Genomic DNA, 16,164 nt, shown 5'->3' on the forward strand with positions numbered 1-16,164 from the left:
TATCACACGCATTATACAATTCTTCCGTAAAGAATGAGAGCGTGTGATAAAGAGTATTAGAAACGGTATTCGTAAAGAGGTGAAAGGTTGTGCAACATCGTCAGAAAGCTACTTTATTATCAATCATTCCAGGTGTTGGTCAGCTTTACAACAGGCAATGGATCAAGGGAAGCTTATTTTTACTCTTAACAGTATCCTTTATCATTGTCTTTAAAGACTTATTCAATATGGGCTTTTGGGGATTAATAACTCTTGGTACTCAAGTTCCCCGCGATAACTCTATTTTTTTATTAGCAGAAGGAATTATTGCGCTCATTGTCACCGGATTTGGAGTTAGTTTTTATTATATAAATTTACGTGATGCGTATCAAAATGGACAAAAACGAGAAAGGAATGGAAAGGCTAGTTCGCTAAAAGAAGATTATCATAATTTAATTGAACAAGGTTATCCTTATCTCATTAGTGGTCCGTCTTTTCTTCTATTAATTTTTGCTGTCATTTTTCCTATTTTATTTAGTTTTGCTCTTGCGTTTACAAACTATGACTTGTATCATTCCCCACCTGCTCATTTAGCAGATTGGGTAGGATTAGATACCTTTAAGCAAATCTTCACGGTAGACATATGGCGCTCAACCTTTTTTGATGTTCTCGGTTGGACTGTGATATGGACCCTTGTTGCATCTACCGTTCAAATAGCAGTGGGAATATTTTTAGCTGTGCTGGTCAATCAAAAGGATTTAAAGTTTAAGCGATTTTACCGAACGATACTTGTTCTTCCGTGGGCAGTACCAGGATTTGTGACAATTTTGATTTTCGCTGGATTGTTCAATGACAGCTTTGGGGCAGTAAATAACACAATTTTAGCAGTATTTGGCATTGATCCAGTTCCTTGGATGACCAATGCAGCTTGGTCAAAGCTAGCGCTTATTCTAATGCAAGGGTGGCTAGGCTTCCCCTATATTTTTCTTGTCACAACAGGTGTATTGCAGTCAATACCAGAGGACTTGTATGAAGCAGCGACTATTGATGGTGCGTCCATTACAGCAAAGTTTCGCCACATTACGATGCCAATGATTTTATTAGCAATGGCTCCTATTCTTATTACGCAATACACATTTAACTTTAATAATTTTAACATTATTTATCTGTTCAATGGTGGGGGACCAGCAGTACCAGGGTCAACCGCTGGTGGAACGGACATTCTCGTTTCGTGGATTTATAAATTAACGATGCAGTCTAGTCAGTATTCACTTGCGGCAGCTTTAACCATTTTACTATCCGTTTTTGTTATTGCCATTGCTTTATGGCAATTTAGACGCACAAGTTCGTTTAAGGAGGGAGCTTAACAGATGTTAAAAGGGATGAAGAGCAAGCGTTTCTCGCGACTTGTCATATCATATCTAATTTTGACGTTCGTTGTAGTGGTCATCATTTATCCACTGCTTTGGACAATAGGAGCAAGTTTTAATCCTGGCAATAGTCTAGTGAGCACCTCCATTATTCCGAAAAACCCGACGTTGGATCACTATAAGGAACTATTTTCAGGAAATAAAAGTCTCCAATATGTTCATTGGTATCTTAACTCATTGAAGATAAGTGTGTTTACAATGATTGGATCAGTTATTAGCGTGTCCTTTACCGCTTATGCGTTTTCCCGATTTCGTTTTAGAGGAAGAAAAAATGCCTTAACGCTTTTTTTACTCCTGCAAATGATTCCGCAGTTTTCAGCGCTAATTGCCCTTTTTGTACTAGCTCAAATGCTAGGAATGATCAATAGTCATTGGTTATTAATTCTTCTGTATATTGGCGGGACAATTCCAATGAACACGTATTTAATGAAAGGGTATATGGACTCCATTCCAATGGAACTGGATGAGAGTGCGAAGATGGATGGTGCAAGCAACACGAGAATTTTCATGCAGATTTTAATGCCGCTATCAAAGCCAATGATTGCAGTTGTGGCGATGAATGGTTTTACAGGTCCTTTAGGTGATTTTGTCATGGCCTCTACTATTCTCCGAACTCCTGATTCATACACGCTACCTATTGGACTATATAACCTTGTCAACGAGGTAATGGGAGCAAGTTATACGACATTTGCTGCGGGAGCTATTCTCATCAGCATTCCGATTGCGATTATTTTCTTAGTGCTACAACGAAATTTCGTTTCAGGGTTAACCGCCGGCGGAACGAAAGGATAAAACAGCTTGTATAAAGGAGAAGAATATGTCAAACCGTCAAAAAACCTATACAACAGATGCTAGATTTATGCTCCATGGTGGTGATTACAATCCAGACCAGTGGCTCGATCATCCGGATATTTTAGCTGAAGATTTAAAATTAATGAAGCTTTCACATACCAATACATTTTCCGTGGGTATTTTTGCATGGAGTGCGTTAGAGCCAGAAGAAGGTGTGTATCAGTTTGAGTGGCTCGATGAAATTTTTCGAACGATTGATGAGAATGGCGGGAGAATTATTTTAGCAACTCCAAGCGGTGCAAGACCTGCTTGGTTATCGCAAGCGTACCCTGAAGTCCTTCGAGTGAATGACTCTCGAGTGAAACAGCTTCACGGGGGAAGGCATAATCATTGTTTTACGTCACCCGTCTATCGTGAAAAGACAAGAAAGATCAATGAGCTGTTAGCAGCGCGATACGGAAATCACCCGGCTTTACTCATGTGGCATATTTCAAATGAATACAGCGGTGATTGCCATTGTTCTCTTTGCCAAGCGGCATTTCGAAGCTGGCTACACGAAAAATATAAGGATTTAAAATCGTTGAATGATGCATGGTGGGGTCCTTTCTGGAGCCATACGTATACAAATTGGTCACAGATCGAGTCGCCGTCTTCTATCGGGGAAAGTGCGGTTCATGGTCTGAATTTAGATTGGAAGCGATTTGTAACGGACCAAACCATCTCATTTTTTGAAAATGAAATTGTTCCGATTAAAGCCATTACACCCAATATCCCTATTACAACGAACTTCATGGCGGATACACATGACTTAATCCCGTTTCAATCCCTTGATTACAGCAAATTTGCGAAGCATATGGACGTAATTAGCTGGGATGCTTATCCTGCTTGGCATAACGACTGGGAAACAACGGCAGATCTAGCGATGAAGGTAGGGTTTATTAATGACTTGTATCGCAGTCTAAAGCAGCAACCTTTTTTATTAATGGAATCAACGCCAAGTGCCGTAAATTGGCATAGCGTAAATAAAGCAAAGCGACCAGGTATGCATCTGCTTTCTGCGATGCAAATGGTTGCACATGGTTCGGATAGCATTCTGTATTTTCAATGGCGGAAATCTAGGGGATCATCAGAGAAATTTCATGGTGCTGTCGTAGATCACGACAATAGCCCAAACAACCGTGTTTTTCAAGACGTAGCAACCGTTGGGAAGGCGCTAGAGAAGCTGTCAGAAGTTGTGGGGACAAATCGTAGCAGTAATGTAGCGATTTTATACGATTGGGAAAGTCAGTGGGCGCTAGACGATGCACAAGGGTTCGGTTTAGAAACAAAAAGATATCCGCAAACGTTACAACAGCATTACCGCACTTTTTGGGAGAGAGATATTCCGGTAGATGTCATTACAAAAGAGCAAGATTTTACCTCTTATAAACTTCTTATCGTTCCTATGCTTTATTTAGCAAGTGAGCAGACGATTTCACGATTAAAAGCATTTGTTGAACAAGGAGGAACGCTTGTAATGACCTACATGAGTGGGGTTGTTAATGAGTCTGATCTTGCTTATTTAGGTGGATGGCATAAGGATCTACAAGACATTTTTGGCATGCAGCCACTTGAAACAGATACGTTTTATCCGGCGGATGAGAATGCTGTGGAATATGACGGAAAGTCTTATAGAGTGAAGGATTACGCTACCATTCTCAACCTTCAAACAGCTACTGAAGAAGGTCAATACAAACAGGATTTTTATGCCGATACCTCAGCGGTTACAAAACATAGTTATGGTAAAGGATGTGCGTACTATATAGGCGCCCGTCTTGAAGATACTTTCCATGAAGCGTTTTATGAAAAGATCATAGAAGAATTATCCTTGAAATTAGAAGCAGTGATTGATCATGGTAAGGGCGTATCCGTTCAATGCCGATATGACGATGAACATGAGTATATCTTCATTATGAACTTTACAGAAGAAAAACAGGTTGCCACGATTCCAAATTCGATGAAGAACGTACTCTCCGGGGAAAATGAAGAGGGAGAAATCATCTTAAACGTTTATGAGACACGTGTTCTGAAACGAGAGCGTTGAATAAATCTATGTGCTAAATTCATGTTGTTCTAAATAATGAATGAAGGTGAGAAAAAATGAAGAAAAAAATCGGGCTGTCGGCAGTCGTACTTATGGCTTCATTATTAACAGCTTCTATTAGCTCATCAGCAGAAACAACATCAAGCCGCCCTGTTAGCGCAGATATTTTTGTTGAAAAAGTAAAAAATCTGAAATCGGATTTTATAAATGGTGTTGATATTTCAAGTATTGTGTCACTCGAGCAGAGCGGAGTGAAATTTTATAGCAATTCTGGGAAAAAGCAGGATATCATGAAAACGCTCCGCCAGTCAGGCGTCAATTATGTTCGTGTTCGCGTTTGGAATAATCCGTACGATACGAAAGGGAATGGCTATGGCGGTGGAAATAGCGATTTGAAAAAAGCAATTGAAATTGGTAAAAGGGCGACAGCGAATGGAATGAAGGTACTCGTTGATTTCCACTATTCCGATTTTTGGGCCGATCCTGCAAAGCAGCAAGTTCCTAAAGCATGGAAGAGCTTCAACTTTGAGAAGAAGAAACAGGCTCTTTACTCCTATACGAAAAAGAGTCTAAAAACGTTAATTGATCAGGGAGTTAACGTCGGCATGGTTCAGATCGGCAATGAAACGAACGGAGCCTTTGTTGGTGAAAAAGATTGGACAAAAATAAGCTCATTATTTAATGAAGGCAGCAGGGCGGTGCGATCGTTCAATCAACATATTCTCGTTGCCCTTCACTTCACGAACCCTGAAACAGAAGGAAGATATCGGAATATTGCTCTTATGTTAAAAGAGAACAAAGTAGATTATGACGTATTTGCAAGTTCTTATTATCCGTTTTGGCACGGAACGCTGTCTAATTTAACAGCGGTATTAAAAGACGTGGCGAACATTTCTGGAAAAAAAGTGATGGTGGCGGAAACGTCCTATGCATATACCGCTAGTGACGGAGATGGCCATGAGAATACGGCTCCTAAGAAGAGTGGGCAGACGCTGTCATATCCTATTACGGTTCAAGGACAAGCGCATTCTGTGCGTGACGTTATTCAAGCCGTTTCAGATGTCGGTACACCGGGAATTGGGGTCTTTTATTGGGAGCCGGCTTGGCTTCCAGTTGGAAAGCCTGGTCATTTAAAGCAAAATAAAATGAAGTGGGAGAAATATGGATCTGGATGGGCATCTAGTTATGCCAAGGAATACGATCCAGAAGATGCAGGAAAATGGTTTGGTGGAAGTGCAGTCGATAACCAGGCACTATTTGATTTTTCGGGTCATCCACTTTCGTCATTGAACGTATTTAAGTACGTTCGTACAGGTGCGGTCGCGCCCCTAAAGATCGATGAAATAAAAGAAGTTTCTGTAAGTATAATTGAGGGGAAAGAACTGGTGTTGCCAAGTTCCATAATGGCTACATACAATGACGGAACTCAGAAAAATGTAGCAGTGAACTGGGATCAACAAATGGTGCAACAAGCTCTAAAAGGTGGTGCGGGTCAGTACGACATTACGGGCACTGTGCAAGGTGGAATGATTGCTAAAATGATGTTGAACATACATCCTCGCAATCTTGTTGCCAACTCAAGTTTTGAAGAGGAAGATCGCACGAAGTGGAACATTACGTATGATCCAGGAACGTTACCTCATACAGATTTTCAATGGAAAGAAAGTGATGCGAAAACAGGTAACTATTCTCTACATTTTTATTCGGATCAGCGCGTTGGTTTTAACGTCGAACAAACCATTACGAATCTAGAGTCTGGGTATTATGACCTTTCAATGTTTTTACAGGGAGGAAATCCAGGCGTATCTGAGATGTATCTGTATGCGATAGTAGATGGAAAAGAATATAAAGCAATGACAGAAGTAAATGGTTGGCTTAATTGGAGTAATCCGAAGTTAAGTCACATTCCTGTTGCAAATAGAAAGATTACAATCGGAGCACGTATAAAGGCAGATGCAGGAGCATGGGGAACGTTAGATGATTTTGAATTGTATAAGGAAAAGTAAACTAAAGCTGTAATAATAGAAAAACACGCCCACAATGGAATTAAAACCATCGATAGCGTGTTTTTTTGTTTAATTGCTTTGTATGAACATAGCTTAATAGAATGAGTGACACAATCGCCCCGATAAGAGCAAAAAGCATATCCCACTGGGTGTCCCACACATCTCCCTGTGTACCAAGAAAAGCCTCGGCTGCTTTTCCAGTCATTAAAGCAACACCGAATTCAATTAACTCGTACATGGCGCTGATCGCAAGGCAAATACTGACGACGATAAAAGAAAGCCATCTGCTTCCTTTAAGCGGAGAGTTACGCCATAAAATTTCCCGAATAATAATCGCCGGAATAAATCCTTGCGCAATGTGACCAAGTCGATCATAGTAATTTCGGTCTAAATCCATTACGTCCTGTAGCCATGTGAATAGCGGCATTCGCGCGTACGTGTAGTGCCCACCAACAAATAAAATCACGCAGTGGATGAAAATTAACACATAGGCGAGCGTGGTGAATTGAAAACGATCATATGTAACGAGTAATAAAAGGAGTGCAATGAGTGCGGGAGTGACCTCAAGCCACCATGTAAACCGATCGACGGGTGAGATGGCCGACCAAATAAGCGCGGCTGCATATAAAATAAGTAAAAATAATTCCTTTTTTCGATTCATGGTTTGTCATCCTCTCGGTAAAATAGCTTTGCGTGATCTATTTATCTTAGCATAAATTACCATTTTTATGTGTGGAAGTATGACAGATATTGGAGGGGAAATAAAATGCCCAGCTGTTTTGTCGTAAAGCAGCTGGGCGAGCGATTATTTCATGCCTGACATGTTATAGCCATCGATGATGTGTTTTTGGAAGAACATAAAAATAATAATGATCGGCACGACCATGAATGTGGAACCTGCCATTTGAAGAGCAAAGTTCCCTCCATATTGACCCTTTAGCAAGGACAATCCAACAGAAAGCGTATAGAGACTTTCATCGTTAGCGATAATTAATGGCCATAGGAAGCTATTCCAGCCAGCGATAAAGGTTAAAATCCCTTGTACGGCAAAAATAGGTTTACACATTGGAATAACGATACGAACAAAAATTCGAAATTCGCTTGCACCATCAATTCTTGCTGCCTCAATTAATTCATCTGGAATTGTGGACATGAATTGGCGAAACAAGAAAATACCAAAGGCACCAACGAGACCAGGAAGCACAATCCCTGCCATCGTGTTTGTTAAATGCATTTCGTTTAATAATAAATACACCGGAATCATTGTAACTTGACCTGGAATCATCATGGTTGCGAGTACGAGATAAAAAAGCTTGTCTTTACCTTTAAATTTATACTTAGCAAACGCATAGCCAGCCATTGCGTTTAAAAATAGCCCGAAAAACGAGCAAAGAACAATAATAATCGTATTTTTCAAGTAACCTGCAAAGTTCATGCTCTCAAATAGCATTTGAAAGTTCTCAAGCGTAAATTCTTTTGGGAGCAGGGTAGGAGTAAGCTTCATCACTTCGTTCTCAGGCTTAAAAGCAGATAAAATCATCCAAATAAATGGAATCAAGAATAGTAAGCCAGCAATACTTAAAATAATTCCAACAATCCATTGTGACACGCTGCGCTTTGGTCGCTGGTTTCGTTCTTTTGTACGAACGATTTGGGCTTTCAGTAGTTTCGTTTCCATCTAGTAGTTCACCGTCCTTCTTACAGGCTAGTTTTTCGATTTTGTAGTTTGAATTGAACAAGGGTAATAATAATAATGGCGATAAATAAGATAAAGGAGCCCGCTGCAGCATATCCAAAGTTGCTTAATTGGAAACCATTTCGATAGATAAACAACGCAACAGATGTTGTACTATCTAATGGTCCGCCATCGGTCATGACAAATGGTTCCTCAAAAAATTGCAACCAGCCAATCATCGTCGTAATCGAAACGAAAAAGATGGCGTAGCGAAGTAAAGGCACCGTAATTTTTGTCAATTGTTTCCAATGATTAGCACCGTCAAGCTGTGCTGCTTCATAATACATTTTTGGTATCCCTTGAAGCGCCGCAAGAAATATAATCATGTTAACTCCAATCGCTCGCCATAGAGCTAATAAAATGAGCGAAATCTTAGCGACAAGGGGATCTTGTAGCCATGGAATAGAGGGGATGTGTAGCAAGTTCAGTATGTAATTGAACAATCCAAATTGTGGATTGTATAAGTAGCTCCATACGACGGCTACAGCCACTACATTTGTAATAGAAGGCATGTAAAATACCGCTCGAAACAGTTGGAAGATACGAGATTTTCCAAAGTTAATTAAAAGAGCAATACTTAATGAACAAATAATGACTAGGGGAACACCAAATACAACATAAAACAAGGTATTCAAAATGGATTTAACAAATAGAGGATCAGTTAACACATCTTTGTAGTTTTGAAAGCCAATAAATTTAATCGTTGACCAATCAGCAAGGCCTGCTAAATTAATATCAGTAAAACTAATAATGAGAGCAATAAAAATGGGAAAGATTGAAAATAGGGCTAACAAAATAATTGTTGGTGCAATAAAGAAATACGGTGCTTTCATGTTCATAAAGCTTTTCATCGTGAGCTCCTTTCCGTTGTGCAGGAGACAAGGGATACCCACTTGTCTCCGCACCCGCATGTTATTTTTCTAGTAGCTTTTCAGCCGTTTTATTAAAGCTATCCATTTCTTTTTGGACACTCGTTTGACCACGATAGATTTTCTCAAAACTCTTAATGTAAGCTTGTGCAATAGATTCATACTGTTTAATAACAGGAACGGGTTTTGCCGCATCCATTTGTTCCCCAATTACCTTATAAATCGGATCGTCTTTAAGTGAAGGATCTTCCCACGCTTTTTTCGTTGAAGGCAAGGTGTTAGTCATCTCTTTCCACTTCAACTGTGTTTCAGGTTTGTTCATGTACGCAATAAATTTTAAAGAAGCATCTTTTTTCTTTGTATATTGAAAGACTGATAGGTTAGAGCCGCCTAAAACAGACAAATTATTTTCTTTTGCTGGAAGAACAGCCGTTGCCCATTTTCCTTTTAGTTCAGGAGCTTGATCATTAATTAACTTAATCATCCATGGACCGCTGATAAACATTGGAACAATAGCGTCGCCACGGAACGACTGAACAGCATCCATGCCCAAATCAGTTGGAGCTAAATCGTCTTTATAGAAGCTATTTAAATAAGATACCGCATCGACAAATTCCTTTTGATTAAACAGCGGTTTGTTTTTATCGCTGATCAGTTCGGAGCCATTCTGACGTGCAAACATAAAGGATAATGATTGTTCTTTTGGGTCAAGGCTAATGCCATATTTTCCTTTTCCGCGATCACGCAGCTTTTTGGCAGCGTCATATAGTTCGTCCCACGTTTTTGGTGGTTGATCATAACCTACTTTCTTTAACAAATCTTTTCGGTAAAAGAGTACACGAGTGTCAATATACCAAGGAACTCCCACAACTTTCTCGTCAAACTTTGTCGTTTCAATAGCCCCATCAAAGTAATTAGCAGCATCAAGTTCAGGGTGCTTTTTTAAATATGGCGTTAAATCCATGAGTGCATTCGCAGATGCGAATTCAGGCATCCATGTGGTTCCCATTTGTACGACATCAGGACCACTTTTAGAGGCTACCGCTGTTAAGAGCTTATCGTGAGCAGTTCCCCAAGGAATGGCTTGTACTTTAACGTCAATTTTAGGGTTTTCTTTTTCAAATTGAGCGGCGATTTTCGGCAATGACTTTGCTTCTTCACCCATTCCCCAAACGGTAATCGTATTTTGATCACTTGCGTCGGACGACGAACTTGATGAACATCCAGATAATGCACTAGACACGAGCACTGTACCTAGTAAAGCAGCTGCCATGAATTTCTTTTTCATATAAACCCCTCCGAATTGAATAATGAAAATTAATTTTGCTGCAGGTTTAAGCTCTTATTCCTTCACATCCTTTTGGTGAAACGTTTCGAAAAAAAAGATAAAAAAATATACAAAAACGTTTCACCATTAAAATAACAAAAACCTATTTTGAAGCAAGAAACGTTTCGATAGAGTCATTATAAGTGAATTTGAAATCGTTTTCAATGATATTTTTTAAATGTTTAAAGAGTTTAACCCTCTAATTATATTTAAAACGAGGAAATTATAATTGTAATAATCTAGAAATAGATAAAAATTCATATTTTTAGATACAAAAATAAAAACGTTTCTATTTGACGTTGACTCTAAAAATGTAAGCGTTTATAATTTTGGTATAACAGTTTTCGAAACGTTTCACTAAATGAAACAATGTAGCGTAAGGAAAATTCAGTGGGAGGGGTTTATATGAGTAAACAGCATCAGCTTGAGGAACTTTTACAACAAATGACGCTTGATGAGAAAATTGGTCAGCTTATTCAGCTTGCAACGCCTTTTTTCAAGGGAGCTGGCAATGATGGACAAATTACGGGGCCAATGGAAGAGATGGGAATTAGTGAAGAAACGGTGCGCAACAGTGGATCCGTACTAGGTGCTGCAGGAGCAAATCAAACCATCCATATTCAAAAAACACATTTGGAAGAAAATCGACTACATATTCCCTTGCTTTTTATGGCTGATGTTGTCCACGGATATAAAACCATCTTTCCTGTTCCTTTAGCAGTGGGTTGTTCGTGGAATCTCGAGCTAGCGGAAAGAAGTGCTGAAATTGCAGCGAAAGAAGCAGCCGTTTCAGGCATACACGTAACGTTTGCTCCAATGGTAGATTTGGTACGAGATCCTAGATGGGGACGTGTAATGGAATCAACGGGCGAGGATCCGTATTTAAATAGTCAGTTTAGCAGAGCGCTTGTCAGAGGGTTCCAAGGAAGTAATTTAAAAAACGATACGCTAAGTGTTGCTGCATGTGTAAAGCATTTTGCTGGGTACGGTGCTGCAGAAGGCGGACGTGATTACAACACGGTAAATATGTCGGAAAGACAATTGCGTGAATCATATCTTCCAGCCTATAAGGCAGCATTGGATGAAGGTTGCGAAATGGTTATGACCGCTTTTAATACGATTGATGGGGTGCCAGCAACAGGAAACGAATGGCTCATGAGAGAGCTCTTGCGAAGTGAATGGGGATTTAATGGTGTTTTGATCTCAGACTGGGGAGCAGTGAAAGAACTGATTCCTCATGGCATAGCCGAAAATGAAAAAGAAGCAGCTTCTAAAGCGCTTCGCGCGGGCGTTGATATCGAAATGATGACCGCTTGCTATGATCGTTACTTAAAAGAGCTAATTGAAGAGGGTGTTGTAGAAGAGTGTATTTTAGATGAAGCTGTCATGCGTATTTTAACACTAAAAGAAAAATTAGGACTGTTTGATAATCCTTACAGAGGAGCTTCTGAACGATTAGAGAAAGAGGTTATTATGTGTGAGGAACATCGTAGACAAGCACGAGAGCTAGCTGAAAAATCATGCGTGTTACTAAAAAATAACGGTATTCTTCCACTGGATAAAGAGAAAAGAGTTGCGGTTATTGGTCCATTTGCAAACAGTGACGATATTCTAGGACCTTGGTCTTGGCTAGGGGACAGAAAACAGGCAGTCACTCTTTATAATGGAATGCAGAAGAACAGTGCTCACCTTACATTTGCGCAAGGGTGCGAGATTGAGAGAGTTACTAAGGAACAGTTGAAGGAAGCCATACGTGTAGCAGAGCAAGCAGATGTAGTCGTCTTAGCGCTTGGTGAGCATTCGGAAATGAGTGGAGAAGCAGGATGTCGAGCAGACATTCAGTTGCCACTTGCTCAGCTTGAGCTCATAAAAGAGATGCAAAAAATAAAGAGGCCTATTGTAACGGTATTGTTTAACGGACGACCGCTAGACCTACATGGGGTAATGGAAGAGTCTGATGCAATACTTGAAGCCTGGTATCCCGGGACTGAAGGTGGTGCGGCTATTGCAAATTTACTATTTGGAATGTGCACACCTTCTGGAAAACTGACGATGTCGTTTCCATACTCGGCTGGGCAAATACCCGTGTATTACAACGCATTTAATACAGGAAGACCAAAAGATGCACCTGATGCACAGGAGCGCTACGTATCACAATATTTAGATATTCCAAATGAACCGCTTCTTCCATTCGGTTTTGGATTAAGCTATACGACATTTCGCTATCGAAATGGCACGTTATCTGAACAAAAGCTGAAAAAAGGGGAGACCATCTCGCTATCTGTTGAAATTACCAATATCGGTGAACGAGAAGGCGATGAAATCGTTCAGCTTTACATTCGTGATGTATCAGGAGATGTAGTAAGACCATTGAAAGAACTAAAGGGATTCAAAACGATTCATTTGCAACCAGGAGAAACAAAAACAGTATCCTTTACAATTTCAGAGGAACAGCTACGCTATTATCACCGTAATTTACAGTTTAAAAGCGACAATGGAGCATTCATTGCATACGTGGGAGGCAACAGTCAGCAGGTTGAGGGATTTTACTTTGAATTAATTGACTAACAGACGAGGGGAAATGAGATGCAAACACAACGAACGGCACACTTTCAGATTCAAGCAGGATCATATCAATTTACATTTTTAAATACCGGGGATATCTATGAAATTGCGCACGGAGACATAATGATTAACCAGTGGCTATCTAATCCAATAGACGGCTCATTTAACAACATTTATTTGCGGCTATTTAAAGGTGATCAGTCCGTTTGGTATCCATTAGTTGGTCGGAAATCAAACAGTCACGTTTCCTATACTAATTCGCAGGTCATATTTGTTGGTGAGGTAGAGGACATTCAATACAAGGTCGTTTTTACGCTTACAGAAAAAGGCATATGGTTTTGGGATGTTACGTTAGAAGGGTATGATGGGGAGACAGATGCAGAAGTCATCTATGGTCAGGATGTTGGTTTAGCTCATAAAGGAGCGGTGCGAACGAATGAAGCCTTTGTTTCTCAATATATCGATCATCAAGTGTTTCAGGATGAAGCATATGGATATGTCGTATGTTCAAGACAAAATCAGCCTCAGGTAACAGCGTTTCCGTATTTGCAGCAAGGTTCTTTAACAGGAGCAGTTGCGTATAGCACCGATGGTTTTCAATTTTTTGGTCATGACTACAAAGAAACACATATACCAGTATCACTTGTAGCACCTTCATTAGCGAACAAAAATTATCAATACGAATTTGCTTATACTGCACTTCAATCACAGCGAAAACGACTAGATGGAAATCTTCGTTTTGTTTTCTACGGCTGCTTTTCCCCAGATCATCCAGAAGCGGTGACAGAGATAGCGTATAAAGAAGAGATTAAAAGAGCGTGGGAGGAAATTACTCCATCCCAGAATGAGAACGTCCCTTCATCATTTTCTAGTAGCGATAAGCTAGGGGAACCATTACGTTCACAATCCTTAACGCGAGATGAAATTCATTACTATTTTCCCTCTCGTCATCAAGAAGAATACAAGGATGAGACGCTTCTATCATTTTTCACCGACAAGCATGAGCATGTTGTGCTAAGGGAAAAGGAGCTGTTAGTTGAGCGCCCTCATGGTCATATTTTAATGACGGGTCAAAATGATGCATTGAATTCGAGCGTGCTCACTACAACTTCCTATATGTACGGTGTTTTTAATTCACAGGTCGTTCTAGGAAATACATCATTCAATAAAATGATGACGAATACCCGCAATGCACTTAATATCTCTAAAACTTCCGGACAACGTATTTATATTGAAAAAAACGGGGCTTATCATTTATTAGCGATGCCCTCCTTGTTTGAAATGGGATTTAATTATGTACGCTGGTTTTATAAAACGGAGGATGACCTTATTCTCATTACAAACTATACGGTACTTGATCGCCCGGAGATTCATCTGAAAGTGCAATCCGTGTTGGGACGACCTTATCGTTATGTGGTGACAAATCAGATTTCAATGAATAACAACGAATATGATGTGCCGTTTCACGTTAAGGAAAAAGGGCAGAAGAGATTTTTCTATGCGGATGCTCATGCTGATAGTGGAGAAACGCATCCGAAACTTTGCTACACAATGGAAGTAAGCGGAGCAGAAGTTACGAACAGCGATCTATTTACAGAAGACGAAATGGCGGCGACGTCACTAGTTTCATTAGAAATTGAAAAAACATCTGCATGGACGCTCTCTCTGCAAGGAAGTCTCGACGGTGAGGAAAAATTATTAGTTGAGCATGATGAAGAACAAGAGAAAGAACGTTATCGTACTTTTTATAAAGAAGTGATGAATGAGTTCTCTCTTTCTCATCCCCACTTAGATGTTGAGGTAGAAAAAGTCAATGACGTTGTCTGGTGGTATACGCACAATATGCTTGTTCATTACTCTGTTCCCCACGGATTAGAGCAATATGGAGGTGCAGCATGGGGAACGAGAGATGTTTGCCAAGGACCAACCGAGTACTTCTTAGCAACACATCATTATGAATCTGTGAAAGAAATTATCAAAACGGTTTATAGTCATCAGTACGAAGGAGAGGGAAATTGGCCGCAGTGGTTTATGTTTGACCAATACGCTTCTATTCAGCAACAGGAAAGTCATGGTGATGTGATTGTATGGCCGTTAAAAATCGTGAGTGATTATTTAAATGCGACAAATGATTATGCGCTTCTTCAAGAAACGATTCCTTATACGAGAGAGGATACGTTCGGATTTACCGATCAAGAAGCAACTATTCTAGATCATATTCATAAGCAAGTTGCTTATATTGAACGGAATTTTCTGCATGGAACAGCCCTATCATCATATGGTGACGGAGATTGGGATGATACGCTACAACCAGCCAACGCACAGCTAAAGAAATACATGATCAGCAGCTGGACAGTTGCCTTAACGTATCAAGTTTTTGATCAGTTTTCTAAAGCGCTAAAAGGTAAGTATGAGAAAGAGTCGACGATATTTGCCGATCTAGCCTCACGCATTCAAACGGACTACAACCGGTATATATTAACCTCATCCGTTATTCCTGGTTTTATCTATATGGAAGAAGAAGGGGTTAGTAAGAAGATGCTTCATCCAGAAGATGAAAAAACGGGTATTCACTATCGATTGCTTCCGATGACAAGAAGTATGATTAGTGAACTTTTAACACCTGAACAAGCTCAATCGCACTATGAAGTGATTAAGCGAGAATTAGACTGTCCGGACGGTGTCCGGCTCATGAATCGTCCTGCTCAATATAAAGGCGGGGTAAGCACAAACTTTAAGCGTGCAGAGCAAGCAGCAAATTTTGGACGAGAAGTCGGTTTGCAGTATGTTCATGCGCATATTCGCTTTGTAGAAGCGATGGCAAAAATCGGAAAAGAAGAGGAAGTATGGAGCGGCTTGGCGAAAATTAATCCAGTAGGAATACAGCAGGTAGTGTTAAATGCGGATTATCGTCAAAGCAATGCCTATTTCAGCAGTTCAGACGGCAACTTCTCCGATCGCTACGAGGCACAGGCGCGATTTGATGAGCTTCGTAACGGAGAAGTTAAAGTAAAAGGTGGCTGGCGCATTTATTCAAGCGGTCCAGGAATTTATATTAACCAGCTTATTTCAAACTGCTTAGGAACTCGGCAAGAAGGTGGGGATTTGATTCTTGATCCAGTGCTTCCAAAAAAGCTAGACGGATTAAGTTTTAGCTTTACATTTAATCGTAAGCCTGTTACGATTTTGTACCACTTAACAGGCAATGATGACAAGCGAGTGGATGTGAACGGAGTTTCGGTCAAAATAACAAACCTGCACAATTCTTATAGAGCGGGCGGTTTGCGTATTTCAAAAGAAGAATTAGCAAAGTACTTAAAAGGTGATCAAAACACAATTGACCTGTTTCTTTAACGAAAGAGTAATGAAGTAATAGAC

10 protein-coding genes are annotated in these 16,164 nt (G+C 40.1%); 6 read left to right on the forward strand and 4 right to left on the reverse strand.

What is annotated here, in order from left to right:
* The first annotated feature begins 89 nt into the window (after nt 1-89).
* Genes ganP through AMD01_RS02885 form a run of 4 tightly spaced genes read left to right on the forward strand, consistent with a single transcriptional unit; the run spans nt 90 to nt 6,290 of the window.
* Nucleotides 90-1,346, forward strand: coding sequence for a carbohydrate ABC transporter permease (gene ganP / locus AMD01_RS02870; protein WP_053399872.1), 1,257 nt, complete (start codon nt 90-92; stop codon nt 1,344-1,346).
* Nucleotides 1,347-1,349: 3 nt separating this feature from the next.
* On the forward strand, nt 1,350-2,201 hold the full coding sequence (gene ganQ, locus AMD01_RS02875) for a galactooligosaccharide ABC transporter permease GanQ (protein ID WP_157052583.1): 852 nt from the start codon (nt 1,350-1,352) through the stop codon (nt 2,199-2,201).
* 25 nt (nt 2,202-2,226) lie between these two features.
* On the forward strand, nt 2,227-4,284 hold the full coding sequence (locus AMD01_RS02880) for a beta-galactosidase GanA (protein WP_053399873.1): 2,058 nt from the start codon (nt 2,227-2,229) through the stop codon (nt 4,282-4,284).
* 56 nt (nt 4,285-4,340) lie between these two features.
* Nucleotides 4,341-6,290: a glycosyl hydrolase 53 family protein gene (locus AMD01_RS02885; protein ID WP_053399874.1), complete on the forward strand. Its 1,950-nt coding sequence runs from the start codon at nt 4,341-4,343 to the stop codon at nt 6,288-6,290.
* Nucleotides 6,291-6,330: 40 nt separating this feature from the next.
* On the opposite strand, the gene AMD01_RS02890 is transcribed toward AMD01_RS02885, so the two are convergent.
* The 4 genes from AMD01_RS02890 to AMD01_RS02905 form a co-directional block, all read right to left on the reverse strand.
* Nucleotides 6,331-6,951, reverse strand: a complete 621-nt coding sequence (locus tag AMD01_RS02890; RefSeq protein ID WP_053399875.1) for a DUF2238 domain-containing protein — start codon at nt 6,949-6,951, stop codon at nt 6,331-6,333.
* Between the two features lie 144 nt (nt 6,952-7,095).
* Nucleotides 7,096-7,968 (reverse strand): carbohydrate ABC transporter permease, encoded by an 873-nt coding sequence (locus AMD01_RS02895; protein WP_053399876.1) that lies wholly within the window; start codon nt 7,966-7,968, stop codon nt 7,096-7,098.
* A gap of 20 nt (nt 7,969-7,988) precedes the next feature.
* Complete coding sequence (locus AMD01_RS02900; protein ID WP_053399877.1) at nt 7,989-8,876, reverse strand: carbohydrate ABC transporter permease; 888 nt, start codon at nt 8,874-8,876, stop codon at nt 7,989-7,991.
* A 61-nt stretch (nt 8,877-8,937) separates the two neighbouring features.
* On the reverse strand, nt 8,938-10,182 hold the full coding sequence (locus AMD01_RS02905; RefSeq protein WP_053399878.1) for a sugar ABC transporter substrate-binding protein: 1,245 nt from the start codon (nt 10,180-10,182) through the stop codon (nt 8,938-8,940).
* Between the two features lie 444 nt (nt 10,183-10,626).
* On the opposite strand from AMD01_RS02905, the gene bglX reads away from it, so the two are divergent.
* Together bglX and AMD01_RS02915 are read left to right on the forward strand one after the other, a co-directional pair.
* A complete protein-coding gene (bglX, locus tag AMD01_RS02910) occupies nt 10,627-12,789 on the forward strand; it encodes a beta-glucosidase BglX (RefSeq protein WP_053399879.1) in 2,163 nt (720 codons plus the stop codon).
* Between the two features lie 18 nt (nt 12,790-12,807).
* Complete coding sequence (locus tag AMD01_RS02915; RefSeq protein ID WP_053399880.1) at nt 12,808-16,140, forward strand: GH36-type glycosyl hydrolase domain-containing protein; 3,333 nt, start codon at nt 12,808-12,810, stop codon at nt 16,138-16,140.
* Nucleotides 16,141-16,164 lie beyond the last annotated feature (24 nt).

Source organism: Priestia koreensis (assembly GCF_001274935.1).
Taxonomy (GTDB): domain Bacteria; phylum Bacillota; class Bacilli; order Bacillales; family Bacillaceae_H; genus Bacillus_AG; species Bacillus_AG koreensis.